The 25,500-nt window shown below is 70.0% G+C and carries 22 protein-coding genes; 12 read left to right on the plus strand and 10 right to left on the minus strand.

What is annotated here, in order from left to right:
• Positions 1-327 precede the first annotated feature (327 nt).
• The 4 genes from ACTWOL_RS02475 (at position 328) to ACTWOL_RS02490 (ending at position 4,798) form a co-directional block, all read left to right on the plus strand.
• Positions 328-2,385, plus strand: a complete 2,058-nt coding sequence (locus ACTWOL_RS02475; protein ID WP_474301079.1) for a galactose-binding domain-containing protein — start codon at positions 328-330, stop codon at positions 2,383-2,385.
• Between the two features lie 97 nt (positions 2,386-2,482).
• On the plus strand, positions 2,483-3,112 hold the full coding sequence (locus ACTWOL_RS02480) for a TetR/AcrR family transcriptional regulator (RefSeq protein ID WP_474293815.1): 630 nt from the start codon (positions 2,483-2,485) through the stop codon (positions 3,110-3,112).
• A gap of 101 nt (positions 3,113-3,213) precedes the next feature.
• Positions 3,214-4,089 (plus strand): RNA polymerase sigma factor SigF, encoded by an 876-nt coding sequence (locus ACTWOL_RS02485; protein WP_474293817.1) that lies wholly within the window; start codon positions 3,214-3,216, stop codon positions 4,087-4,089.
• A gap of 163 nt (positions 4,090-4,252) precedes the next feature.
• The gene (locus ACTWOL_RS02490; protein WP_474293819.1) at positions 4,253-4,798 is read left to right on the plus strand and encodes a MarR family winged helix-turn-helix transcriptional regulator; all 546 of its coding nucleotides are present in this window, start codon (positions 4,253-4,255) and stop codon (positions 4,796-4,798) included.
• 78 nt (positions 4,799-4,876) lie between these two features.
• Here ACTWOL_RS02490 and ACTWOL_RS02495 read toward each other — a convergent pair whose 3' ends face one another.
• The 4 genes from ACTWOL_RS02495 to ACTWOL_RS02510 form a co-directional block, all read right to left on the minus strand.
• A complete protein-coding gene (locus tag ACTWOL_RS02495) occupies positions 4,877-5,047 on the minus strand; it encodes a hypothetical protein (protein WP_474293820.1) in 171 nt (56 codons plus the stop codon).
• A 354-nt stretch (positions 5,048-5,401) separates the two neighbouring features.
• The gene (locus tag ACTWOL_RS02500; RefSeq protein WP_474293822.1) at positions 5,402-5,842 is read right to left on the minus strand and encodes a response regulator; all 441 of its coding nucleotides are present in this window, start codon (positions 5,840-5,842) and stop codon (positions 5,402-5,404) included.
• On the minus strand, positions 5,839-7,452 hold the full coding sequence (locus ACTWOL_RS02505; protein ID WP_474293824.1) for a sensor histidine kinase: 1,614 nt from the start codon (positions 7,450-7,452) through the stop codon (positions 5,839-5,841). The genes ACTWOL_RS02500 and ACTWOL_RS02505 overlap by 4 nt, the downstream gene beginning before the upstream one ends.
• 71 nt (positions 7,453-7,523) lie before the next feature.
• Positions 7,524-8,795 (minus strand): PP2C family protein-serine/threonine phosphatase, encoded by a 1,272-nt coding sequence (locus ACTWOL_RS02510; RefSeq protein WP_474293826.1) that lies wholly within the window; start codon positions 8,793-8,795, stop codon positions 7,524-7,526.
• Positions 8,796-9,215: 420 nt separating this feature from the next.
• Between ACTWOL_RS02510 and ACTWOL_RS02515 the strand changes: the two genes are divergently transcribed.
• The 3 genes from ACTWOL_RS02515 to ACTWOL_RS02525 all read left to right on the plus strand — a co-directional run bounded on the left by ACTWOL_RS02515 (position 9,216) and on the right by ACTWOL_RS02525 (position 11,125).
• The gene (locus ACTWOL_RS02515) at positions 9,216-9,773 is read left to right on the plus strand and encodes a hypothetical protein (protein WP_474293827.1); all 558 of its coding nucleotides are present in this window, start codon (positions 9,216-9,218) and stop codon (positions 9,771-9,773) included.
• 272 nt (positions 9,774-10,045) lie between these two features.
• The gene (locus tag ACTWOL_RS02520) at positions 10,046-10,477 is read left to right on the plus strand and encodes an ATP-binding protein (RefSeq protein WP_474293829.1); all 432 of its coding nucleotides are present in this window, start codon (positions 10,046-10,048) and stop codon (positions 10,475-10,477) included.
• Positions 10,478-10,708: 231 nt separating this feature from the next.
• Complete coding sequence (locus tag ACTWOL_RS02525; protein WP_474293831.1) at positions 10,709-11,125, plus strand: STAS domain-containing protein; 417 nt, start codon at positions 10,709-10,711, stop codon at positions 11,123-11,125.
• A 309-nt stretch (positions 11,126-11,434) separates the two neighbouring features.
• On the opposite strand, the gene ACTWOL_RS02530 is transcribed toward ACTWOL_RS02525, so the two are convergent.
• From ACTWOL_RS02530 to ACTWOL_RS02540, 3 genes are read right to left on the minus strand one after another with little or no spacing between them, the layout of a single operon-like run.
• Positions 11,435-12,613 carry an RCC1 domain-containing protein gene (locus tag ACTWOL_RS02530; RefSeq protein ID WP_474293833.1) on the minus strand — a complete coding sequence of 393 codons (1,179 nt, stop codon included), beginning with the start codon at positions 12,611-12,613 and terminating at the stop codon, positions 11,435-11,437.
• Positions 12,614-12,654: 41 nt separating this feature from the next.
• Complete coding sequence (locus ACTWOL_RS02535; protein WP_474293835.1) at positions 12,655-13,869, minus strand: RCC1 domain-containing protein; 1,215 nt, start codon at positions 13,867-13,869, stop codon at positions 12,655-12,657.
• A gap of 14 nt (positions 13,870-13,883) precedes the next feature.
• Positions 13,884-15,098, minus strand: a complete 1,215-nt coding sequence (locus ACTWOL_RS02540) for an RCC1-like domain-containing protein (RefSeq protein ID WP_474293837.1) — start codon at positions 15,096-15,098, stop codon at positions 13,884-13,886.
• A gap of 437 nt (positions 15,099-15,535) precedes the next feature.
• Between ACTWOL_RS02540 and ACTWOL_RS02545 the strand changes: the two genes are divergently transcribed.
• From ACTWOL_RS02545 to ACTWOL_RS02555, 3 genes are all read left to right on the plus strand, one after another.
• Positions 15,536-16,051, plus strand: a complete 516-nt coding sequence (locus tag ACTWOL_RS02545; RefSeq protein WP_474293839.1) for a hypothetical protein — start codon at positions 15,536-15,538, stop codon at positions 16,049-16,051.
• 106 nt (positions 16,052-16,157) lie between these two features.
• Complete coding sequence (locus ACTWOL_RS02550; protein WP_474293841.1) at positions 16,158-17,000, plus strand: hypothetical protein; 843 nt, start codon at positions 16,158-16,160, stop codon at positions 16,998-17,000.
• 211 nt (positions 17,001-17,211) lie between these two features.
• Positions 17,212-18,600 carry a hypothetical protein gene (locus ACTWOL_RS02555; protein WP_474293842.1) on the plus strand — a complete coding sequence of 463 codons (1,389 nt, stop codon included), beginning with the start codon at positions 17,212-17,214 and terminating at the stop codon, positions 18,598-18,600.
• Here the strand turns inward: ACTWOL_RS02555 and ACTWOL_RS02560 are convergent.
• Positions 18,554-19,831 carry a PP2C family protein-serine/threonine phosphatase gene (locus ACTWOL_RS02560; protein WP_474293843.1) on the minus strand — a complete coding sequence of 426 codons (1,278 nt, stop codon included), beginning with the start codon at positions 19,829-19,831 and terminating at the stop codon, positions 18,554-18,556. The genes ACTWOL_RS02555 and ACTWOL_RS02560 overlap by 47 nt on opposite strands.
• A gap of 317 nt (positions 19,832-20,148) precedes the next feature.
• Here ACTWOL_RS02560 and ACTWOL_RS02565 point away from each other — a divergent pair, with 317 nt between their 5' ends.
• Both ACTWOL_RS02565 and ACTWOL_RS02570 read left to right on the plus strand, forming a co-directional pair.
• On the plus strand, positions 20,149-22,206 hold the full coding sequence (locus ACTWOL_RS02565) for a phosphocholine-specific phospholipase C (protein ID WP_474293845.1): 2,058 nt from the start codon (positions 20,149-20,151) through the stop codon (positions 22,204-22,206).
• A 253-nt stretch (positions 22,207-22,459) separates the two neighbouring features.
• A complete protein-coding gene (locus tag ACTWOL_RS02570) occupies positions 22,460-23,416 on the plus strand; it encodes an AfsR/SARP family transcriptional regulator (RefSeq protein WP_474293847.1) in 957 nt (318 codons plus the stop codon).
• A 57-nt stretch (positions 23,417-23,473) separates the two neighbouring features.
• On the opposite strand, the gene ACTWOL_RS02575 is transcribed toward ACTWOL_RS02570, so the two are convergent.
• Together ACTWOL_RS02575 and ACTWOL_RS02580 are read right to left on the minus strand one after the other, a co-directional pair.
• Entirely contained in the window at positions 23,474-24,430 is a 957-nt protein-coding gene (locus tag ACTWOL_RS02575; protein WP_474293849.1) for a magnesium transporter CorA family protein, read from the minus strand.
• 191 nt (positions 24,431-24,621) lie between these two features.
• Positions 24,622-25,464, minus strand: a complete 843-nt coding sequence (locus ACTWOL_RS02580) for a class I SAM-dependent methyltransferase (protein WP_474293851.1) — start codon at positions 25,462-25,464, stop codon at positions 24,622-24,624.
• Positions 25,465-25,500 lie beyond the last annotated feature (36 nt).

The raw sequence follows: 25,500 nt of genomic DNA on the forward strand, positions 1-25,500 counted from the left end.
ATATCGGTACGACCGACATCGGGATCCGGCCTCGATCCGGCACCGCCCGCCCCGATGTCATTACCGACGGTAATAGCCTCCCCACCAGCCCGTAGAGCCAGTCGCGCCGCCGTAGGGCAACGGCACTCACCGGGCATCAGGTCATCCGTCCCGGACTATTGACTCCGATTGTGATAGTCGCGATTCTCATCGCACCGCCTGCACGGTCCATGACAACCCACCCACTCCCAGGGGACGGTCGTGGTCCCCGGACGGCTCGTCTCCTCCGACCGCACCCCCCACTCGCGGAAGACCAGAGTGCTGACACCGAAGGCATGGGTGATGACCATGACGCGACACTCGTACCGCAAACGCAGGCCCCGGACGGTCCTGGCGTTATTCCTCACCGTGGCAGCCATCCTCCTTGGCACGGCTCCTGTGTCGTCGGCCGAATCCGGGTGGTGGATTCCGGCCGCGCGCCCCGCACCCGATTCCCAGATCAATGTCACCGGCGAACCTTTCAAAGGGACCGATGCCCAGGGACGCGTGCGCGGCTTCGTCGACGCGCACGACCACCTGATGTCCAACGAAGCCTTCGGCGGCCGGCTCATCTGCGGCAAGACGTTCTCGGAGCAGGGGGTCGCCGACGCGCTCAAGGACTGCCCCGAGCACTACCCGGACGGTTCGCTCGCGATCTTCGACTTCATCACCAAGGGTGGCGACGGCAAGCACGACCCCAACGGCTGGCCCACGTTCAAGGACTGGCCCGCCCATGACTCGCTGACCCACCAGCAGAACTACTACGCCTGGGTCGAACGGGCCTGGCGCGGCGGCCAGCGGGTGCTCGTCAACGACCTCGTCACCAACGGCGTGATCTGCTCGGTCTACTTCTTCAAGGACCGCAGCTGCGACGAGATGACGTCCATCCGACTGCAGGCGCAGAAGTCGTATGAGATGCAGGCCTTCATCGACAAGATGTACGGCGGCCCGGGCAAGGGCTGGTTCCGGATCGTCACCGACTCCGCGCAGGCCCGCGAGGTCATCGAGCAGGGCAAGCTGGCCGTGGTGCTCGGGGTGGAGACCTCGGAGCCGTTCGGCTGCAAGATGATCCTGGACATCGCGCAGTGCAGCAAGGAGGACATCGACCGAGGTCTGGACGAGCTGCACAAGCTCGGCATCCGCAGCATGTTCCTGTGCCACAAGTTCGACAACGCGCTGTGCGGCGTCCGCTTCGACTCGGGCACCCTCGGCACGGCCATCAACGTGGGCCAGTTCCTGTCGACCGGCACCTTCTGGAAGACCGAGAAGTGCGCCGGCCCCCAGCACGACAACCCCATCGGCCTGGCGTCGGCGCCCCAGGCGGAGAAGCAGCTTCCCTCAGGTGTGCGGGTGCCGTCGTACGCCTCTGACGCGCAGTGCAACTCCCGGGGACTCACCGAACTCGGCGAGTACGCCGTCCGGGGCATGATGAAGCGCAAGATGTCGATCGAGATCGACCACATGGGCGTCAAGGCCGCGGGCCGTGTCCTCGACATCCTCGAGTCCGAGTCGTACCCCGGGGTGATCTCCTCGCACGGCTGGATGGACTCGGGCTGGACCGAACGGGTCTACCGGCTCGGCGGCTTCATCACCCAGTACATGAACGGTTCCGAGGGATTCGTCGCGGAAGCCCGGCGTACGAAGGCCCTGCGCGACAAGTACCAGGTCGGCTACGGCTACGGCACCGACATGAACGGCGTCGGCGGCTGGCCCGGGCCACGCGGGGCCGGCACCCCGAACCCGGTGCGCTACCCCTTCCGCAGCGTCGACGGCGGCTCCGTCATCGACAAACAGACCACCGGTGAACGCAGCTGGGACATCAACACCGACGGAGCGTCCCACTACGGCCTGGTGCCGGACTGGCTGGAGGACATCCGGCAGACCGGTGGCCAGGACGTCCTGGACGACATGTTCAAGGGCGCCGAGTCCTACCTCCGCACCTGGAAGGCGACCGAGAACCACAAGTCGGGGGTGAACCTCGCCTCCGGCTCGGCCGCCGCGGCCAGTTCGTCGGAGTGGAGCCTGTTCACGAGCTACAAGCCCGACCGGGCCGTGGACGGCGACACCCGGTCCCGCTGGGCCAGTGACTGGAACGACGACCAGTGGCTCCAGATCGACCTCGGCTCGCCGAACCTGGTCAAGCGGGTCACCCTCGACTGGGAGCGCGCCTACGGCAAGGCGTACCGCATCGAGGTGTCCTCCGACGGCAAGGACTGGCGGCCCGTCTGGTCCACGACCACCGCGGACGGGGGCCTGGACACGGCGCAGTTCGCGGGTACGACGGCCCGCTATGTAAGGATCCACGGGCAGGAACGCGGAACCAAGTGGGGCTACTCGCTCCACGAGGTGGGTGTCTACGGCACCTGACGTCGTCCGCGCACCGACCGATGACCGGGGCCGGCCGGATCAGCTCATGTGATCCGGCCGGCCCCGGCCGTATGCACCCCGCGACCGGGAGGACCCCATGGCACGGATGCCGTCGGCCGAGCGGCGCCGGCAGCTCATCGAGGCGGCGATCCGCGTGATGACCCGCGACGGCGTCGCCAGGGCGACGACCCGCTCCATCGCGGCGGAAGCGGGCGTCTCGCTGAGCGTCTTCCACTACTGCTTCGAATCCAAGCAGGCCCTGCTCGAATCGGTCATCACCACGATCACCGATCACTATCTGACGGTGGTGAAGGAGGCGATCCGGCCCAAGGCCTCGCTCCGGGAAACGATCCTGGCCGGCTTCCACGCCTACTGGGACCATGTGTCCGCCAACCCCGGGGAACACATGCTCACCTATGAGCTCACGCAGTACGCCCTGCGTCAGCCCGGTTTCGAGCACCTGGCGCGGCGTCAGTACACGATGTACGCGGAGACCTACACCGAACTCGTCGAACAGCTCCGGCGCAGCATGGGCTTCGAGCCCCGGGTGCCCGTGGCGGTGCTGGCCCGCTATCTGGCCGTGATGACCGACGGACTGACCCTCAACTTCCTTGTCCTCGGCGATGACGCCACCGCGGCGGACGTCCTCGGGACCATCGCCGATCAGGTGGTCCATCTGGTGGACGACACGGGGCGGGTCGCCGGACACGGCGCCGCTCAGGACTGAGCCGTCGTGGCGTACCTCGTGCCGCGGGAAGAATGCCCGCCGCGATCCGGGGTAAGCGGACCCCGCACGGGACACGGACCGGACGACAGGGGTGAAAGGGCATGGCGACCGTGATCGCAGCGTCAACCACGGAGCGCAAGACCTGGGCGGCGGCTGGTGCGCGCGGCCTTGAACTGCCCGAAGACCCGCTGCGGGTGGCCCCGCGGGACGCACGTGAACTCTCGCGCCGGTTCTTCGCCCGTATGGCGGAACTGGAGGAAGGTACACACGAGTACCAGTACGTGCGCAACACCCTCATCGAGATGAACCTTTCGCTCGTCAGGTACGCGGCGGGCCGCTTCCGCAGCCGGGGCGCGGACGAGATGGAGGACATCGTCCAGGTCGGCACGATCGGCCTCATCAAGGCCATCGACCGGTTCGACCTGTCCCGCGAGGTGGAGTTCACCACCTTCGCCGTCCCCTGCATCGTCGGCGAGATCAAGCGCTTCTTCCGTGACACGAGCTGGGCCGTACACGTCCCGCGGCGGCTGCAGGAGGCCCGCGTCGAGCTGGCCAAGGCCACCGAGGAGCTCCGCAGCCGTCTCGGTCGCACACCCTCGGTGCGTGAGCTGTCCGACCTCATGTCGCTGACCGAGGACGAGGTCATCGAGGCGCGCAAGGCCTCCAACGCGTACAACTCCGCCTCCCTGGACGCCGCGCTCGGCGGCGACTCCGCCCAGGACGACGAGACGGCACTGGCCGACTTCATCGGGGAGGAGGAACATGCCCTCGAGCTCATCGAGGACTTCCACTCACTCGCCCCGCTGATCGCCGAGCTCGACGAGCGCGACCGCCGGCTTCTGCACATGCGCTTCGTCACGGAGCTCACCCAGGCCCAGATCGGCGAGCAGCTGGGCATCTCCCAGATGCATGTCTCCCGTCTGCTGGCCCGCATCATCAAGCGGCTGCGCAAGGGGCTGCTCGACCTTCCCGGCTGAGCGTACGACGCCCGGGCTTCACTCGGGTGGCCTCAGGTCCTGTGGGTGCGGCCGCCGTACCCACAGGGCCACGCACCCGGGCGTGCCGCCACGAACGGGGGACGGCGGGGAGATAATAGAGTGGCCGTGCGGAAACGAAGGCCGATTTCGGAGCGTCGCAGAGATGAGCCCGGAGCCCACTCCCTCCCCCTCCCCGCGATGGTCGCAGGATGCCACCCGCACCGCCGGAGAGGTGGTCGAGCTGCTCGAGGTGCTCTGGGAACGGGGGCGCGAGGCGGCCTCGCCGACTCCGGTGTCCGCATCCCAGCGGCGCGTCCTCTACAGCCTCGACCGCGAGGAGGGAATCAACCTCCGCGCTCTCGGCGACCTGCTCGGGTCGGCGCCTTCGTCGGTCAGCCGGCTGTGCGACCGTCTCGAGGCGGTCGGATTCGTGGTGCGCACCCAGAGTCCGGTGAGCCGAAGGGAATTGACTCTCCATCTCACCGCACGCGGAAAATCCTATCTCCGCGATGTGCGGGCGCAGCGCGAGAAGCTGCTTCTCGAGGTCGTCGAGGACATGAGCCCTGCCGCACGCTCCGCCCTCCTCGAAGGACTCGCGGAGTTCCGTGACGCGATCGGCCGGCACAACGACCTGCGGCACAACGACTCCCGGCACGGCGATTCGCTGCGCGATCAGGGCCCACGGGGTTCCTCGATGCGATCCGCGTGAGGTTCCGCCGCGTCGGGGGCCCCGGGAGGTTCCCGGGGCCCCGACGCGGCGGCGCACCGTGCGTCTACCCCAGTACGTCTACCACCTGTACCAACGTCCGCGGGCGCCGCCGGTGCCCGCCGGGCGCACGACGAAGCCGATCAGCCACAGTACGAGGACGATGGCGGCTATCCACCACAGGGCCTTGAGCGCGAAGCCCGCGCCGAAAAGGACGACGGCGAGGAGCAGGACAAGAAGCAGGGGAACCATAGTGACCACCTCCGACGCACCGGGTGCCCCGTGGGGAAGGGTTCACACATCCGGGTGCGGTGCCTTCTGTTCCCTGCGAATTCCGTGCCGGCGCGTGGTTTGCGGGACCGTTCCGCGGTTATCCGGGACGCACACCTGCTACCGGTTCCGTGAGCCGTGTGCGCCGGGAGGCCATCGCCCCGGGGCGCCCCCCGGAGCCCGGCCGGAGCGGCTCCCGCCGCCCGGATCAGGTGCCGAGTACGTGGGGTCCGGTGGCCCGGTCGGCGGGGCCACCGGACCCCACTCGTGTACGCGGTTCGCACGGCGTCGGACCTGCGGCCCCGGCTCCGGGTCCCGTCGGGACCTGCCGGGGCGTCAGGGGCGCGGCAGCCGTACGAAGGTGACGAAGAAGTCGTCGATCTTTCTGATGGCGGCGATGAACTGCTCCAGGTCCACCGGCTTGGTCACATAAGCGCTCGCGTGCAGCTGATAGCTGCGCAGGATGTCCTCCTCGGCCGCGGACGTGGTCAGGACGACCACCGGGATGTGGGTGAGGTCGGAGTCGGCCTTGATGCGTTCCAGTACCTGCCGGCCGTCGTACTTGGGAAGGTTGAGATCGAGGAGGATGAGGTCGGGCCGGGGCGCGGCGGTGTGCTCGCCCCGCCGGTAGAGGAAGTCGAGTGCCTCTTCACCGTCGCGCACCACATGGAGGATGTTGCCGATCTTGTTGTCCTCGAAGGCTTCCCGGGTCATGAGCTCATCCCCGGGGTCGTCCTCGACCAGCAGGACCTCGATGGGCTGGGCGGCGGCGTTCATACGTGATCTCCGGTGGTGAGGGGGGCGTGCTCGGCCGGGCCCGGACCGGGCAGGAGCGCGGGCCGGTCCGCCCGCGGTGCGGGATCGCCCACGGGCAGGGTGAAGTGGATCCGGGTTCCGCCGGTGTGGACGGTGTCGATCCAGATCCGGCCGCCATGGTGCTCGACGATCTTCTTGCACAGGGCGAGGCCGATCCCCGTCCCCGCGTAGGCGTCCCGGCCGTGGAGCCGCTGGAAGATCACGAAGACCTTCTCGGCGAACTCCGCGGGGATGCCGATGCCGTTGTCGGTGACGCAGTAGCGCCAGGCGTGAGCCTCGCCGTCGTCCTCGGGCTCCGCGGTGATGCGGATCAGCGGTGGGCGGCCCGCCGCGCGGAACTTCACGGCGTTTCCGACGAGGTTCTGCCACAGCATGACCAGCAGTGTGGGATCGCCGGTCACGGTCCCCAGCCGCCCGGGGCGTTCGATCACGGCCTCCGCTTCGTCCACGGCCGTGCCGAGGTTGGCCAGGGCCTTGTCCAGGGCGCCGTCGAGGCCCACCTCGTCCCTGGCGTCGTTGACGCGGCCCACACGGGAGTAGGTGAGGAGATCGTTGATCAGGATCTGCATGCGCTTGGCGCCGTCGACGGCGAAGTCGATGTACTGCTTGGCCCGTTCGTCCAGCTGGTCGCCGTAGCGCTTGTCGAGCAGCTGGCAGAAGGACGCCACCTTTCTCAGCGGCTCCTGCAGATCGTGCGAGGCCACGTAGGCGAACTGTTCCAGCTCCGCGTTGGAGCGCCGTAGCTCGACCGCCTGTTCGTCGAGATCGGCGGTCCGCTGTGCGAGGAGTTCCTCGCGGGACCGGGACGCCTCCAGGGCGGCGATCACGCGTACCCGCATCGCCTCGACCACGTAGGCGAGCTGCCGTATGTCGGCGGGTCCTCGGGGCTCGATACGCCGGTCGAAGTCACCGTCCGCGACCCGCTGGGAGGCCAGACGCAGCGAGGTGAGGGGGCGGGCCACCGTCATGTGCAGCAGGACCGCGAGCGCGCAGGCGATCACCACGAACGCGGCCAGTGTGGCGATGAAGAGCCGGTTGTGCCCGGTGCGGGTGCGATGCATGTCGGCACGCGCGGCCTGGCGTTCGGCGAGCAGTTCCGCGTTGAGCGTCCCGAAACCGTCACGCAGCCGGTCGAACGCCTCTTTGCTGGCCTTGAGCTCGCCGGGGGTGGCAGCCGGGCGGCTCACCCGTACGCGTTCCACGAGGGGGGCGGCATGGCCGGTGCGCCAGACGTCGGCCATACGTTCCACGCCGCGCAGGGCGGCGAGCATCCGGGGATCGTCCGCCAGGGCGGACCTCAGGGCCCGGTCGGCGGACCCGGCCTCCTTCTGCCCCTGGGTGTAGGGCTCCAGCCAGCGGGAGTCGCGCGTGAGCACGTACCCCCGCATTCCCGTCTCCTGGTCGATCAGGGCTTTCTGCAGCCGGTAGGCCTCGACCCGGGCCGGCTGGATGCGGTCGACGAGGGCGTCGGACTTCGCCGCGGTCTCCGAGAGCAGCTGCGCCCCGACCGCGGACAGGGCGCACACACCGACCAGAACGGCGGTGAAGGCAAGCCAGAACCACTGGGTCACGGTGGGCCGATTTCCCGGCGCGGCCCCGGACGGCCGTGCGTCCCGGTCCGGCGGCTCATGGGTGGGTGGTGTCACTGCTGCCCGCTCCATTCCAGGTACAGAAGGGCGACGTCGTCACCGTGGCCGCCGTGGTCGGCCGACAGTGCCCGTGTCTCGGACATCAGCGTGGAGACGAAGTCCTCCGCTCCCCTGTCAGCGCAGGCCGACGCGAGCGCGAGCAGCCCCTCTTCACCCAGCCGCCGGCCGTCGACGCTGACGCGCCCCTCGAAGAGACCGTCGGTGAAGAGCGCGAGGGCGCCGTCCGCGGGGAGGTCCACCGCGTCCTCGTGCCAGTCGAACGCCCCGTCGGGCAGCATGCCGAGAGCGGGTCCCACCGCTGTCTCCACCAGCCGCACGCCGGTGTTCTCGCGGAGCAGGAGCGGAGGGTGACCCGCGCGGACCACCTTGGCCTTGGTCAGACCGGGTGGCAGTTCGACCGTCGTCACCGTGGCGAAGATCTCCGCACCCGTGCGCTCCGCCACCAGGACCCTCTGCATCAGCCGGCACACGGTGGTGCCGGTGACACCCGCCAGGGTGAAGGACCGCCAGGCCACCCGGAGGCAGACGCCGAGCGCGGCTTCGTCGGGCCCGTGACCCGAGACGTCACCGATGACGGCGTGGACGGTCCCGTCCGCCTTCTCGACCACGTCGAAGAAGTCGCCGCTGAGCAGCCCGCTGGCCCGGCTCGGTTCGTAGCGGGAGAACACCTGCACGGAACCGCTCTCCAGGAGTGGGGAGGGCAGCAGCCCGCGCTCCAGGCGCGCGTTCTCACGGGCCTGCATCCGGCTGGCCTCCAGCGCGACGGCCGTTTGTTCGATCTGACGGCGCTGCACGGCGTAGCGGATCGACCGGGCGAGAACCATGGGATCGAGAGAGCCCTTGAGCAGGTAGTCCTGGGCACCGGCCGCGACCGCGGCGAGACCCGCGCTCTCCTCGGCGAGTCCCGTCAGCACGACCACCGCGGCGCCGGGGGCCGCCGCGAGCACCTGATGAACGACGTCCAGGCCCCGGGCATCGGGCAGATGCAGATCCAGCAGCACGCAGGGCGTTCTGGCACCCGTCGTGTGCTCCAGCTCCTGTTTCGCCTCGGTGAGCGAGCGGGCCCGTCTCAGACGTGCCGTCAGGCCGCTGTCCCGCAGTGTCTCTTCCACCAGAAGCGCATCACCGTCGTCGTCCTCCACCAGGAGGAGGGTCGGGGAAGCGTCGACCTGGAGCTCGGGGGACGGTGCGGGCGACGGCAGCGGGGCCCTCGCGGCCCCCGGCGGCTGCGCACCCGATCCCTGAGCACCGACAGCGCTGGTCACAGCTCGTCTCCCCTTCACCGGACGCCGCGATAGCGGTGGGCGGCAAGCAGAATACTTGCCGCACGCCAACAATTGCACTCGCTCAGCCCGCCGCCATGGCGGCTCACCAGGACGCGAACGGCCGGGAACCCCTGGCGAGTCGGAGCGTCCTGAGAACGCCCGGGGGCGTGCCGGGTACGCGGACGGCACGGCGGCTCCCACGGGGCGTCTTTGCGGCGAACCCCCTTGAGGGCGCCCGAGCCCCGAGGACAGCCTCCCCTGACGGAACCGATGACGGAACCACGCCCGCGCCCGGGACGGAAGGCGGACCCGGGGGCGTCCGCACATCCGGTCACCAACCGCGTTTGCCGCACAGTGATCCGGTAACCCGGTGTGACAGAGATCCGCAGGAGTGCCGATCCCGGTGAAAGGAAGTGAGCCATGTCCGTCAGTGCGCTGGCCATCCTGGGGATGGCGGTCGTCGTCGTGGTCACCCTTGTTCTGGCACCTCCGGTGAAGTGGACCGACGTGCGCCGTCCACGGCGGCGGTTCGGCCGGTCGCGGATGACATCGCGGATGACACCGCTGGACGGACGGGAACGGGACCGGTACGTGGCCCTGTGGACCGGTCTCCAGGAGCGGTTCGTCGACTCCCCCGCGGCGGCGGTGACCCGGGCCGCGGAGCTGCTGGACCAACTGGCCGTCGCCCGGGGCTTCCCTCCGGGGCCGCGGGAGGAGCGGCTGCGTGCGCTGTCCGCCGTCTTCCCCGCGCAGACAGCCGGTGCGCGGCGACTGCACGGGGCGTGCGCGGACGCCGCGTCAGGGCAGACGGACGCCGAGGCGCTGCGCCAGGCACTCGTCGCGGGCCGCGCCCTCTTCGAGGAACTGGTGGCGGTGAGGGCACAGGACCGTGTGCCGCCGGCCACGGCGCCGGCACGCCGCGTCGGCCGGCTCCGGCGGATGACGGCGCGCCACACCGGACACGGCACCCGGACATGACGTGCCGTCGGGCGGGCGCGTGGCCCGGTCCCCCCGTCATCCGGTCCGTACCGCGGTCCGGCTCTCCCTCCCAGGCCTTGGTACGGCTGGAGGAGCCTGACGCGGCCGCGGAGTCCGAGCCGGGGGACGGACTGCCACCGGGCGGGCGGGGAGGCACGCGATCACCGACGGCACACGTACGAACACTGAAGGCACCCACGGTGTGCCACCGGCCGGATGGGGCACAAGAAGGCCGGTGGGACTACGTGGGGCCGAACGGGGAGATCGGGCACATGACCGCAGACGAGATCGCCGCGCCCGGCGGGAGCACGACCGGATGGTTCCTTCCGGCGAGCGCGGCCGAAGCACGCGCCGCCGTGCGTCATCTGGTGCGCGAGGAGGTCGGTGGGGGCCGTACCGCCGGGGCCGTCGAGGACACGCGGCTCGCCGACGCGCTGCTGGTGACGTCCGAGCTGGTCACCAACGCGATCCGGCACGGCGGCGGCCTCACCCGCTTCGTCGCGTACCTCACCGGAGACGGCCTGCGCCTCCAGGTGACCGATCGCAGCCGGGTCCGGCCCTCGACCGTGCACCCCGCGGACGAGGCCGCCGGTACGCTGCCCGGTGGGCACGGCTGGCCGCTGATCAAGAAGCTCAGCAGGGACGTCACCATCACCGCCCTGCCGGGCGGCAAGACGATCCAGGTCCTCGTGGGGCTCATATGACCGTCCGGCCCATGAACCGCCGTACACACAGCTGGTGTGCCGCCTCCCGGGTGCATTCGGCACGGATGCGTGGAGACCGGATGGGTACGGAAACCGGGATGCGTAGGAAAACGGGATGCGTATGGAACCGGATCGGGGGCAGGCGCCGAACAGCAGGCGGCGCCCGGACCGGCACACCGGGCGGCCGTCGGGGCATGCCCCGGGAAAAGGACCATGCGAAAGCGGAGGCTCATGCATCACCGAGAAGACAACCTCGACGTCGAGGTCGAGATCAGCGATGCCGCGACGGCGGTCGTGAAGGTCCGCGGTGAACTCGACGTCGACACGGCGACCCTGCTGCAGCATCATCTGGCGAACCAGTTCCTCCACGGGCGCCACCACCTCGTGCTGGAGCTGTCCGGCCTCGATTTCATGGACTCATCGGGGCTGAACATCGTGATCAGGACCGCACGGGAAGCCCGTGCGGCCGGTGGCGACCTCCACCTCGCCGCACCGGCCCCCCTCGTGCGCAAGCTCTTCGACATCACGGGACTCAGCCTGACGACACCCATCCACGCCGACACCGGATCGGCACTCGCCGCGGCGGCCGCCGGCACCGCACCCGCACCGGAACCGAGCGGCAACAGCCCGCGCTCTGCGGCTCGTTGACCGCCGGGCAAGACTCGTGGTGGCCCGGCAGCGCAACTGCCGGGCCACATTCCGGTCAGCGCACGCCCCGGGCTCCACGGCGGACTCGGCTACACACCGGACTCGCTGCGCGCGATCTTCTCTTCCCTGACCGAAGTGGAACTGCGCCGTATGACGGACGAACCTGCCGGGTCACGGTGCTTCGGCGAGTCCTTCCTGTGGACGGCGCTGTTCCGGAAGGACTGACCGTCCGCCCCGCTTCGGTACGGCCACAGGGCTGCGCCGTACCGAAGTGGATTGTGGCCAGGGGATGTTGGGGCGCGCCGCCGCTCAATAGGCGAAGCTGGACCTGCCCGTTCTGGTGGTCGCCACCCGTGTGATGCCACCGCCTGCGGGAATGACGGTCACCGGTTTGACGGCGGCGTTGGTGGTCCCGTCCCCCAGCTGGGCGTTGGCGTTGGCACCCCAGGCCATCACCGAGCCGTTGTCGAGCGCGGCGACGGTGTAGTCGATTCCGCCGTCGACGGCCTGGACGCCCTGCAGCGCGTCCACGGGGATCGCGGTGGTGCGATTCGTGGTGGTTCCGTCGCCGAGCTGGCTGCTGGAGTTCCGTCCCCAGGCGGACACGGAGCCGTCGTCCAGCAGGGCGAAGCCGGAGTACGCGGTCGCGAAGACCTTGGCCACGGTGTCGAGGTACTGGACGTCGACGGGAGCGCTGCTGTCGGCGACGCTGTCATTGCCGAGCTGGCCTTCGGTGTTCTTGCCCCATGCCTTGACCAGGCCGTCCGCGGTCAGGGCGAGGACGTGCTCGCAGCCGACCGAGATGGACACCACCGAGGTGAGATCGCTGATCTTCTGCGGGGTGTTGCGCGCCGTGTTGTTACCGGTGCCCAGGCGGCCGTTGTCACCGGAGCCCCAGGTCCAGACGGTGCCGTCCTCACGCAGGGCCACGCTGAAGTCGCAGCCCGCCCCGACGTCCGTGACCTTGTTCAGGCTCTGCACATCGACGGGGTTCTTCTGGACCCCGGCCGGGTCGGCGGCGGTCACACCGGTACCCAGCTGCCCCTTGGCGTTACTGCCCCAGGACAGGACGCGGCCGCCCTTCACCGCGAGTACGTGGTTGCTGCCGGCCGAGACCTCGGTGACGCCGGAGAGACCGGCGACGGCTGCGGGGAAACTCTGTGCCGTCGTGGTGCCGTTGCCCAGCTGCCCGGTGAGATTGGCGCCCCAGGACCGTACGGTGCCGTCCTCGAGCACGGCCACCGTGAAGGGGTTCGTGGTGGCGTCGCCGCCACCGGACAGTTCCCGTACGTCGGTGCGGGCGATGCCCTGGACGTCGGACGGGGTCTGCTGGTTGACGGTGCTGCCGTTGCCGAGTTGGCCGAGGCCGTTGAGACCCCAGCCGCGGACCCAGGGGTCGGTGCCGGCGGCGTGGGCGCCGATGGAGGGTGCCGCGAGCGTCGCGGTACACAGGGTCGCGATGATCGTGATGCGCAGGGTCTTGCTCATATGGGGACCTTTCGGAGGTCGGAGGACAGGTGCGGTCCGGATCAGTAGGCGTAGCTGGAATGCCATGACGTGGACGCCGAGACGCGGGTGATCCCGCTGCCCGGGGGCAGCGCGCCGACCGGGGTGAGGGACAGGGTGGTCGTACCGTTGCCGAGCTGGCCCACGGCGTTGTCACCCCAGGCGATGACGGACTGATCGGCCAGCGCGGCAAGGGTGTACTTGTATCCGCAGGCGATGGACCCGACGCCGCTGAGCCACGGGACCGGGACGGGAGTGGTCCGGTTGGTGGTCGTGCCGTCGCCGAGCTGCCCGCCGCCGTTCCAGCCCCAGGATCTGGCGGTACCGTCGTCCAGGACCGCGAAGTTGTGGTAGCCGCCGGAGGAGATGGCGGCGACTTCGGTCAGGGACTGCACGTCGACCGGTACCCGGCTGTCGGTGGTGCCGTCGTTGCCGAGTTGTCCGTCGACGCCCCTGCCCCACGCCTTGACGGTGCCTTCGGCGGTGAGGGCGAGCGTGTGGTGGCAGCCGGTGGAGAGGACCACGACATCCTCGAGGCCGGGGACCTTCTTCGGGGTGTTCTGGTCGACGGCCGAGCCGATACCGAGCTGGCCCTGATCGTTCCTGCCCCAGGTCCAGACGGTGCCGTCCTCGCGCAGGGCCGCGGCGTGGTGGCAACCCGCCACGACGTCCTTGACCCTTCCGAGGCTCTGGACCGCGACAGGACGGGTGGCGGGGGCGTCGGCCGCTGCCGCGGTGACACCGTTCCCGAGCTGCCCGTTGGTGTTCCTCCCCCAGGACAGCACACGCCCGCCCCGCACGGCGAGTGCGAAGTTGAGACCGGCGGCGACGTCCGACACCCCGTCGAGTGAGGCGACGGAGGCGGGGAGACTCTGCGATGTGACGGTGCCGTTGCCGAGCTGGCCGTCCGGGTTGCCGCCCCAGGACACGACCGTGCCGTCGCCCAGCAGGGCCACGACGAAGGAGGTGGTATTGCTGCCGCCTCCGGCCGCCAGTTCGCGTACGTCGGCACGGGCAACGCCCGCGACCGACGCCGGAGTCTGCTGGTCCAGGGTGCTGCCGTTGCCGAGCTGGCCCGCGCTGTTCAGTCCCCACGCCCGTACCCAGGGGTCGCCCGTAGCGGACCGGGCAGCGGCGACCGGATCTCCGGCCGTGACGAGGGCCGCGAGCAGGAGCACGGCGGCGGCCGAGTTGCGCAGGCGGGTACGGCCGCGGGTGCGGGTGGACGCGTACGTCATGGCGCTCACCCGCTTCAGTACGCGTACGTCGTGTTGCCGCCCAGCGAGACCGCGATGTCCTTGATCGCGGATCCCTCACTGAGGATCTTCACCGACTCGTACCGGGACACGGTGGTTCCGTTGCCGAGCTGGCCCTCACCGTTGTGTCCCCAGGTGAAGACCTCGTCGGCGGTGACCGCCACACCGTGGCGTGCTCCGGCGGCGAGGTGCTGGACCCCTTCCAGCCGGGGGATCTCCACCGGCGCCGTGCGGTTCGTGCGGGAGACGTTGGCGTCGAACGCCTCATCCGCTTCGAGGAGCTGGCCGTACTGGTTGTTGCCCCAGCCCCAGACCTTGCTGTCACTGGTCATCGCGTAGTTGTGGTGGGCGCCGGCCTCGATGGAGGCGACGTCCTCCAGCCAGTCGACGTCGACCGGGACGGTGGAAGACTTGGTACTGGAGTTGCCGAGTTGTCCGTAGAGGTTGTAGCCCCAGGACTTGACGGTGTTGTCCGAGGTCAGCGCCAGTGCGTGGTGGCAGCCCGCGTCGATCGCGACGACGTTCTCCAGCCCTGTCACCTGCCGCGGTACGGCGCTGGTGGCGCGGCTTGCGTTGCCGAGCTGACCATGGACACCGCGGCCCCAGGCGTAGACCTTGCCGTTCTCGAGCAGCGCCAGGCTGAAGTCACAACCCGCGGAGATCTGCTTGACCTTGGGCATGCCCTGGACCCTGTCGGGGACGGTACGGCTGTCGCCGGTGCGGTTGTTGCCCAGCTGACCGTAGGTGTTGTCGCCCCAGGAGTAGACCTGGCCGCTCGTGTCGAGCGCGAGACCGTGCTGGCCGCCGGCGGCCACGTCCTTGATGGCGGTCAGCCGTGGCACGGTGGTGGGCACGGTCTGATGGGACCGCCCGCCGTTGCCCAGTTGGCCGGATGAGTTGTGGCCCCAGGACTTGACGGTCTTGTCGGTGCGGGCCAGTGCGAACGAGTCGGCCGACGAGGTGCCGCCACCGGAGATCTGGTCGACGTCACCACGGAAGAGGCTGGTCACCGATGACGGCGAAAGACTGTCGGAGAGGGTGCCGTTGCCGAGTTGTCCGGTGCGGCCGGCGCCCCAGCTCAGCACGGTCGGGTTGCCCTCGTTGGCGATGGCGGGGCCGGACACACCGGTCAGAACGGTGGCCAGCGTGGCGGCGGTGGCGAGGGCGAAGCCTGTGTATCCGGACAGCGGGCTGCGGCGGGAAGGGGACATGGCTCTCCTTCGAAGGGACTGGCACGCACACGGAATGCGACGGGTGCTTGCGGGGAGACATGCGTGCGGGGCACGGGCATGCTGCGGCCTGTGGGCTGCGCCCTGGGAGCGAGCGCAACGGCCGGGCGACGGCAGCCGGACTGGCGCCGTCGGTCATCGAGCAGACTGCCCTACGAAGATGGTCAAAAGCGAGTCAAAGCCGTTGAAATACCCGTATGGCGCAAGGCCGTTCGGCACACGGTAGAGGTCGTCGATCCGCCGAAGCGGTGAGCCGGGACTTCCCCCGCGGCGCGCCGTGTGTCCTGCCGTGGCGCCGAGGGTGTTGGGGTACGTTCGGCATGCGCTTGGTGATCTTGGTGGCCGAACCGCCCCGTCCCGGCGCCTTCTCAGCCGTTCTTCCCCTTCTCCCAACTCGTCTCCAGCCGCCGGGAATTCGCATGCATCGCCTTATGTCCGTACGCCGTGCCCTGCTCGTCGCCGCTGCCGCATCCGCCCTGTCCGTGTCCGGTGCGCTGCCTCTGGGCGGGCCTGCCTCCCTTGCCCACGCCGGAGTTCGGACGGCGGCCGAGTGCCAGCCCGACGACCAGGAGTGCAAGGACCGGGAAGCCAACGCCGAGCAGGCGAAGAAGATCGAGGAGCAGCAGAAGAAGACGCAGGCGCAGTCCGACAAGGCCGGCAAGGACATCGAGGAGACCGGCAAGAAGATCCAGGAATGCCAGCCGGGTTCGAGCGCCTGCATGGAGAAGCTGGCCGGAAAGGGCGAGCGCGAGGAGGGCGGGATCAAGGAGATGACCGAGACCATCGACACCTACCGTCCGGAGCCCTCCGACAACGCGCAGCAGGCCGTCGACGCGACATGTGCCGGCTTCCCCGCGTCCCTGCCCGAAGGGTCCACGGACGCGGGGACGTCCCCCTTCCCCGTCTCCCGGCTGTGCGCGCTCCTCGGCCCGTGAGGCCCTGCACCACGGTGCGTTCGCGCTTCACCGGCGCCGTACTCCGGCGAGAGCACCGAAATCGCCGTGATTCCCCGAGCATCCCAAAAACCGAAGGGACTTCCCCATGAGCCCCCGCCCGCTACGCCGCCGGATCACCTTCCTTCCCGTACTCGCCCTCGGCATCGCCGTTCCGCTCGCCCCGCCCGCGATCGCCGAACAGGGCGCGGGTGAGGTGCCCACGGCCCGGGGCTTCACGGCAGACCACCGCGAGGCGAAGATCGGAGACATCCTGGAGTACTGCGGGACCAAGCGGACCGCGTGCACCTTCCGAATCGACCCGGCGCAGGACCGCGAATACGCCACCGCGGTGAAGTCGCTGGGTAACTCCGTCGTCAACTGCACCACCGATCCGATGCAGATCGACCGCACCGTGACCCTGCGCACCAGCAGCTCCGACAACATCGGCGGAGAGATCTCCGGCAAGGTCACCGCGGAGGGCAGCGTCACCGCCTCCGGCGAGATCACCACCACGCTCAGCAACGAGAACAGCAGCAACAACAAGACGCCCAACCTCAAGGACGGGCCGACCTCCGAGAACGGCACCAAGGTCAATGTCGGCGGTGGCGCCAAGGTCGCCGGCTCGCTGAGCGCGAAGCTGGCCTTCGAGGCCGCGTTCAAGGCGACGTACTCCAAGTCCTGGACGATCGAGAACACCGAGGTGACCACCTACAAGACCACCGTCAAGCCCTACGACATGCTGGTGTTCGGGGCGAGCGCGGCGATGCGCCGGGTGGTCGGACGGCTCGTCACCGACAAGGGGCAGACGGTCACCAATGTGGCCGTGGACAGCCCGTCCATGGTCAACAGCAGTACGTTCGTGGCCCAGACCTACGCCGTCCCCGACCGGCTCTGCGGCCGCAAGCGCCCCACCGGCGACACGGCCAACGACGGTGACAACTCCCCCTGATCAGGACCACAGCCCGGCCGTGCCGCCCGACGCTGTTCATTGGCACCGTGACGCGAACCCGACCGTATCGCCAGGCCGTTCGGTCGCACCGTGCGGCCGCCGGCCGCGGCCTCCGCGTTCGCCGCGCCGTGAGTGACACCGCCCTGCGCCCGTCGTCGCGGCACGGGCCGGCCGGCCCCCGAACCTTCGCCCCGCAGAGGAGCACCCCACCATGCGCCGCCCTTCCCGCCCATCACTGCACGCCCTGGCCACCGTCGGGGCCGCCGGGCTGCTGCTGCCGTCCGTCACGGCCCTCGACGCGTCCGGCGCCCCCGCGTCGCAGCCCGTCCCCGTCCTCAACGGCGACTTCGCGGAACCCGCGATGAAGGGGGACGGGCCCACCACCGTCGCCCTCGATGCCTGGACGGGCGCCAACCAGCGCTACTCCCCTTCCGCTTCGGGGCGCTCCGACAACGCCCACGGTGTGGCCCTCCAGAAAGACGGCAACGCCCTCCAGCAGCGGTTGCGGGGTGTCCGTGCCGGGGCTCGGGTCACCGTCAGCTACGAGGACAGTCCGGCGGTGTCCAGGGAGTGCACCGGCGAGCAGGTCGCGGACGGCCAGCCTTACACGATCGAGGGCTCCGGCGGTCAGGTCCGCGCGATCACCACGGCCGGAGATCCGGACCGCACCAAGGGCAAGCCGGGCACCGGTCGTTGGACGGCCCGCAGTTACGAGTTCACCGCAGGCGAGAACGAGCCGCTGATCGTCTTCATGTCGAAGGTCACCGACACGCGTGTCCATGTGACCTGTACGCCGATGATCGCCAGGATCCGCGCGGTCGAGGTGCCCGTGGCGCCGGACAAGACCGTCGACAAGACGGCCCTGCCCAAGTCCGAGGCCTACAAGGGCAATGAGCGCGAGAAGGCACTGCACAACGCCGCCGCGGCCTGCAACGGTGAGAACGCCTGCACCTTCCGGCCCGACACGCGCACCTCCTTCCGCTACTACGACCGGGCACGGGTGATCGGGGAGGCGTTCATCAACTGCACCCGCAACCCCCTCGAACACACCCGAACGCTCTCCTACGCCGAGCGCAGCCACGACAGCGTCTCGCAGACCTACGCGAGCGTTCAGCTCGCACTCGACGAGGTGGCGCGGCTGCCCACGACCGGAGTGCGGCAGGAGGACGAGAAGCGGATCAGGGAGCGTCCGATGGCCGCCCAGTTCGCGCTCGCCTACGAGAAGGGCTGGCAGCGCCCCTGGCAGTGGTTCAGCAGCGACCGGCGGGAGGTCGTGGAGAAGGTGCAACCCGGCGAGGTGAGTTGGGTCGAGATGCAGCCCAGCCGGGAGCGGGTCGAGGGCTGGTTCGTCAGCAAGAAGGACGACTACCGGCTGCACGCCGTCGTCGACGGTCCCTCGCGAGCCGTACCCGACCGGATCCTGCAGCGCACCGGTCCCATGACCGAGGTCGAGAAGCAGCGTTGTGCCGCCGCGCGGCCGATGACCACGACACCGGTGGGCGCGGACGCTCCGGCGGGATCCGCGGACAAGGGCCTGCTGGACATTCCGGCGCCTACGGCTCCGGGAGAGCGGGCGGTCCGGAGTGTGCCGCTGGACTGACGGCCGCGTCGCCGTCGGCCAGGTCTGCCCGCTCGGCCAGGTCTGCCCGCTCGGCCAGGCCTGCCCGATCTGCGAGGTCTGCCTGGTCGGCGGGATCGCCCTCGGCGGGCCCGTCGACCCGCTCCACGAGGACCATCGCCACGTCGTCGGCCAGGCACCCCCCGGTGTGACCGAGCAGCCGCTGGTGCAACTGATCCAGGAACTCCAGCGGAAGTGCGGCGTGCGTCGCCTCCATGGCCTCGGGCAGGGCGAAGAACGTGTCGTCGTGGTCCCGGGCTTCGATCACACCGTCGGTGTGCAGCAGCAGACGGTCGCCGGGCAGGAACGGATAGCTCTCCGACGTGCCGGAAAGACCCGTCATGAAGTCCTCCATGCCGAGGGGCGGCAGCGGAGAGGAGGGGACCAGGGGCCGGGCCCTGCCCTGGTGGAGCATCAACGGGGGCGGATGGCCCCGGTTGACCACCTCCACCACGGCCCGGTCAGGCACCTGGGCCACCAGCGCGGTGACGAAGCCCTCCATGAAGGCGTCCGGGTCGATCCCCGGGACCATGCGCTCCCGCTGCAGCGCGGCCGCACAGTGGTCCATGACGTCCACCAGGTCCTCGTGGTAGTGGACGGCCTCCCGGAACGCCCCCAGCACGGCCGCGGCCGCGCGCACGGCGGGCAGCCCCTTGCCCCGGACGTCGCCGATGATCAGCCGTACCCCGTAGCGGGTCTGCACGGCCTCGTACAGGTCACCGCCGATCTGTGCTCCCGTCTCGGCGGCGAGGTACATGCTGCCCGCCCGCAGTGGACCCAGCCGGGCGGCCACCGGTCGCAGCAGGACCTCCTGCGCCGCCACGGCGATCCTGCGGATCTGGTCGATCTCGATCTTCCTGCGGGTACGCACGGCACTACTGGTGGTGATGCTGGCGGCGGACACCAGCAGCAGGGCCAGAAGGTTGGTGTAGACCTGCTGGGTGCCCCAGGCCTGGTTGTAGGTGGCGGTGGTCACGCTGACGGCCAGGGCGAGGGACGCCGCCGCGACGGTGCCCTTGGGTCCCATCGTGACCGCGGCCAGTGCCGGTGTGGCGGTGAGCAGTGGTCCCGTGTACACGACGTGGGCGGGCGTGAGCTCGATGACCACGACGAGGAGCGCGATCGCGAACGGCAGACACTGCGCGAGCGCCCAGAGGACACCATGGTGACCGCCCGCTCCCGGTCTCCGGGACGAGCGGAAGATCGACGGCATGCCCTCAGCCTGCGCTCTCGCCGCGCAGTCTTCCACTCCACCCGCCCGGCGCTGCCGGGGCCCCTGACCGCGCCCCCGGATCCTCCGGCTCCGGCCCGGGGCGTCCGGCCCCCCGCCGGGCATCCGGTCCCCGGCCGCGGTCGGGGCTCGGCCACCGCCGCACGGACGACCCGACCCGAGTGAGCGAAGCCCCCGCACGAGGCATTCGCCCGCCGTACTCCGGGCAGTCATCGGACGTCTGTCGGCCGGTGCCCCGCGGACGCTGTCCTTGGCGGGCGCCGTAAGCCGAGCCTTCACCCGCGGAGGTCAACTCACCCATGACAGATCTCAACCGCCGTCGCTTCCTGCAACTGGCCGGTGGCACCACCGCCGCCACGATGCTCTCCGAGAGCATCGCCCGGGCGGCCGCCATACCCGCCCAGGGCAGCACCGGAACCATCCAGGACATCGAGCACATCGTCGTGCTGATGCAGGAGAACCGTTCCTTCGATCACTACTTCGGTGCGATGAAGGGGGTGCGGGGCTTCGGCGACCCCCGTCCGGTCACCCTGCCCAGCGGAAAGCCGGTCTGGAACCAGTCGGACGGCAACAAGGTGACCCTGCCGTTCCGGCCACCGGCGGACGATCTCGGCATGGAGTTCCTCCAGGGCCTCAACCACGACTGGGAAGGCGGCCAGAAGGCCTTCAACAAGGGCAAGTACGACCAGTGGGTGCCGGCGAAGACCGCAACCACCATGGCGTATCTGACGCGTGAGGACATCCCCTTCCACTACGCGCTCGCCGACTCCTTCACCCTCTGCGACGCGTACCACTGCTCCGTGATCGGTTCCACCGACCCGAACCGCTACTACCTGTGGACGGGTCACACCGGCAACGACGGCACCGGCGGCGGTCCGGTCCTCAACAACGCCGAGGCCGGCTACGGCTGGACCACCTACCCCGAGCGCCTCGAGACGGCCGGCGTCTCCTGGAAGGTCTACCAGGACACCGGGGACGGTCTCGACGCCGCCGGTTCCTGGGGCTGGATCGAGGACGCCTACCGCGGCAACTACGGCGACAACTCGCTGCTGTACTTCAACAAGTACCGCGGCGCCCAGCCCGGCGACCCGCTGTACGACAAGGCCCGCACCGGCACCGACGCCAAGAACGGCGACGGGTACTTCGACGTCCTGCGCGCCGACGTCCAGGCGGGCCGCCTGCCCCGGATCTCCTGGATAGCCGCCCCGGAAGCCTTCTCCGAGCACTCCAACTGGCCCGCCAACTACGGTGCCTGGTACATCGCGCAGGTCCTGGACGCGCTGACGTCGAACCCCGATGTGTGGGCCCGCACCGCGCTGTTCATCACCTACGACGAGAACGACGGCTTCTTCGACCACATCGTGCCGCCGTACGCACCGTCCGGGCCGGACCAGGGGCTGTCCACGGCCCCGACGACGCTGGACTACTTCCCGGGCGGCTCCGGGTTCACCGCCGGGCCGTACGGGCTCGGCCCCCGGGTGCCGATGATCGTCGTCTCCCCCTGGAGCAGGGGTGGTTACACCTGCTCGGAGACCTTCGACCACACCTCGGTCATCCGCTTCATGGAACGCCGCTTCGGGGTCCACGAACCCAACATCTCGCCGTGGCGGCGCGCGGTCTGCGGTGACCTGACGTCCGCCTTCGACTTCGCGCGTACGCAGACACGGCCGGCCGCGCTGCCTCCGACCGAGGGCTACTACCCGCCGGACCGCGAGCGCCACCCCGACTACCGTCCCACCGCCCCGGCGGTCGGCACCATGCCCCGTCAGGAGCGGGGCAGCAAGCCGACCCGCCCGCTGAAGTACGCGCCGTACGTGGACGGTTCCGCGGACACCGGGGCGGGCACGTTCCGCCTCACGTTCAGCGGCGGCCCGGCCGCGGGTGCCCAGTTCTCCATCACCTCGGCCAACCGCACCGACGCGCCCTGGACGTACACGACCGAGGCGGGCAAGTCGATCTCGGACAGCTGGAACACCCGCTATTCGAAGGGCGTCACGGACCTGACCGTCCACGGCCCGAACGGTTTCCTGCGCCGCTTCCGCAATCCCGGCAAGACCGCAGGACCCGAGGTGACCGCCCGGCACAACGCCACCACCGGCAACGTCGAACTGACCCTCACCAACGCCGGATCCGCCGACGCCCGGCTCACCGTGGTCAACGCCTACTGCGGCACCTCCCGGACCCTCACGGTCCGCAAGGGTGCGACGGTGAAGCACACCGTCGATCTGAGCAGGTGCCGCCGCTGGTACGACGTGACCGTCACCGCAGCCGGGAACACCGACTTCCTGCGCCGCTTCGCGGGCCATGTCGAGACCGGCGCCGCCGGACTGTCCGACCCGGGCATCCTCACCGTCTGACCGGTCCGCCACTTTCGACAGCACGCCCGTCCGGCACCGCCGTAACCTGCCGGTGCCGGACGGGCGTACGCATGTCCCACGCCGCCGGTCGCTCGAGACTGTTCCGCCTGCCGGTTGGCCTGTTCGTACTGGTGACACCCGCGCGACGATCGCCTATCTATGGCATGCGCGCCCGAGATCGCCAGGATCCCGCGGGTGCGCCGACGACCAGTCAGAGCGCCCGCGGGCGCCGCATCGCGGGGGTGACGGACCAGTGCCGGCCAAGAACGCACCACACACGGCGAAGTGGGACTCCCCTCGGACCTCGGCACCCGCACACGGCTGTCCGCCGGCCGCACCCGAGTCCACCCCCGGCGACGCCAACCGCTCGTGCGAGTCGCGGTATCTGATCCTGGGACCGCTCGAGGTCTGGCGGGCGGGAACGCCCTGCACCCCCACCGCCCTCAAACAACGGGCCCTGCTCACCCTGCTGTTACTGCACGCCAATCGGCCCTTTCCCATGTACACGCTGATCGACGAGCTCTGGGGCGGCCGTCCGCCGGGGGCGGCGGTGTCGACCCTGCAGATGTATGTGTCGGGACTGCGCAGGACCCTGGACCCGGACCACAGCCGGGGCGGCCACGACGCCCGCCGGCACCCGCTGCTGCTCACCTCGGGCTCCGGCTATCTGCTCCGAGTGCGCACCGGTGAGCTGGATCTGGACCGTTTCCGGGCGGCTGCCGCCCTCGGCCGCGCTCTGACGGCCGACGGGGACTGTACAGCGGCAGCCGGAATGTTCTGTGAGGCACTGGCGCTCTGGCGGGGGACGCCTCTGGGCGACCTCGGACAGACCCGTCTGCCCACCCACTACGCGGTGCGCCTCGAGGAGGAGCGACTGGCGCTGGTGCACGACCGGATCGCCGCGGACATCTGCCGCGGCCGGGCGCGCGAGGTGGTCGGCGAACTGGAGGAGCTCTGTGCACGTCACCCGCTGCGCGAGGGCTTCCATGAACAGCTGATGCTGGCGCTGGCCGACACCGGGCGGCGTGCCGAAGCCCTCGACGCCTACTCGCGGGCCCGGAGCACGGTGATGGAGAGCACCGGGACCGAGCCGGGGCCCGGACTCCGGGGCACGCAGCAGGCGCTGCTGAGCGGGATCAGGCCCGCGTACGCCGGCCATGAACGGTGCCGCCGCACCCGTACGCTCCAGCGGGCCGTGGGCGAGACCTGATCGCGGGGACGTCGGATCGTTCGAGGCGACCGGGATCCCGTCGGCGGACACAAGGCCCTACTGGTCGTCGAGGTGGCCGTCGTCGTCGGAAAGCCGCCGCCACAGGCCGGTGCGGTGCAGCGCGTAGAGCGCCGTGATGAGGAAGACCGCCTGCAGCCCCACGGCGAGCAGCCAGAAGACGGCCCCGCCCTCCAGCTCGTTTGTCAGATAGGCGAAGTTCATACCGAAGAACCCCGTCAGGAAGGTCAGCGGCAGAAAGATCGTCGACACGATCGCCAGGCGGTTGATCACGCCGTTCTGGTCGCCGGACACCAGGGAGGAGTAGCTGCCGAAGGCTCGCCGGGCGGCTTCCTGGAGCGACTCGATGTCCGTGAGCACCAACCTCGCGGTGCGCTGGTATTCGCGCACGAGCCGCTGGTGCTCCATCGGGAACCTGCTGCTCATCATCCGCCGTGTGACGGTCTCCTCCGCCACCTGGTAGTAGGGCAGGAGCGAATGGTGCAGGAGAGCCGAGGTACGTCGCAGTTGTGCCAGGCGATAGAGCTGCTCGGGCTGCCGTAGCCGGAACATCTCGTCCTCGAGGTCCTCCACGTCCAGCAGGACCTGGACGCCGGCCCGCCGATAGGTCTCCAGAGCCTCGTCCAGCAGCAGGAACAGCATGGCCACGGTGTCGGGCGGGCCTTCGAGCGGAATCCGGGTGGCGAAACTCTCCACCAGGCCGGCCGGCCCGCGGTGCACCGTGACGAGGTAGCGCCGGGTCACCACGGCGTGGACATGTACGACCTGGCCCGCCTCGATCGCGGGCACGACGAACGCGGCGCTGTCCCCGAGGAAGTCGGCCCGAGCGGATTCACCCTCCCGGCCGAGCCACGCCAGGTCCTCGGCCTCCAGACCGAGCAGGTCGGCGAGCGACTGCTCGTCGGGCGCGGTCTCCTCGGACAGTTGGACGTCCACGAACAGGAAATGGGACGCCGCAAGACGCTCACGCGCGTCCGCCACGTGAGTGCGGGTCATGATGCCCTCCGGCATGGACATCTCCGAAACGATCATCGCCCCTCGCCGTAGGTCTGTGGTGCGCTGCCTCCCAGCCTGTACGTGCCGGGTCCCCGCACAAACGCGGTGACGCATTCGCACGGCACCGCGCCCTCGAACGGGTGAGGGCCCGCCGTCGGACGGCTCGGACTGCGTTTCCCCGCGTACGGCAGTCACCCGTCCGGGCCGGGCTTCCACCCCCACGCGGTGATCATTCCTGGCGAGATCCCCGTGCACTCGGCCGAGCCGAGACAGCGGACGGCCTCGTCGATCCGGGCGTCGTCGACCAGGCCGGTCGCGAGGAGCGCGTCCCGGATGCGCTCCCAAGTGGAGGCCCAGAAACGGCTGATGGGGCTGCCGGCCAGCAGCGGCGGCACATGGATCTCGGCTGCGGTGGACGTGAGGCCCGCCTCCGCCAGCAGCCCTGGGTAGTCCGTCACCCAGGAGACGTCGGTGCCGATGGTGTGCCGCAACGCCTGCCACATGGCTCGCATGACCTCGGTGTACGCGGTGGCGGGCGCGCGGTCCGTGGTGAGGTCCACGGCGTCGCCGAGAACCAGGACACCGCCGGGAGCCACGAGCCTGCTGAGCCGGGCGACCATCCGGGCCGGCTCCGGCAGGTGCATCAACACGAACCGCGCATGGACCAGCCGGAACGTACCGGGGTCGAAGCCGGGATCGGTGATGTCCGCTTCCCGCACGTCGAGTCCCGGGACGCGTGCGGCCTCGAGGAACCGGACATCACGGTCCACCGCGACCACACGCGTGACGTGCATCTGCTCGAGAAGGAGTCGGGCGACCGAGCCGGTGCCCGCGCCCACATCCAGGCAGTGCCAGCCAGGGCCGGCGCCGAGCCGACGCAGCCGCTCCAGCGTGAAGGCGTCGTAGGCGAGCGCCCCGAGGTCGATGCGGTCGTCCTCGCCTGCCTGCTCCGGCCGGAACGCGGCCTCGCCATAGCGGCCGTCGCCCGGGGTGGGAACGGACGGCCCCGAGGACGCTCCGTCGTGGGCGCCCATACGCCACCGCCTTCCGTCCGGCGCTCCATCGCAGTC

This window comes from Micromonospora sp. IBHARD003 (assembly GCF_056106285.1).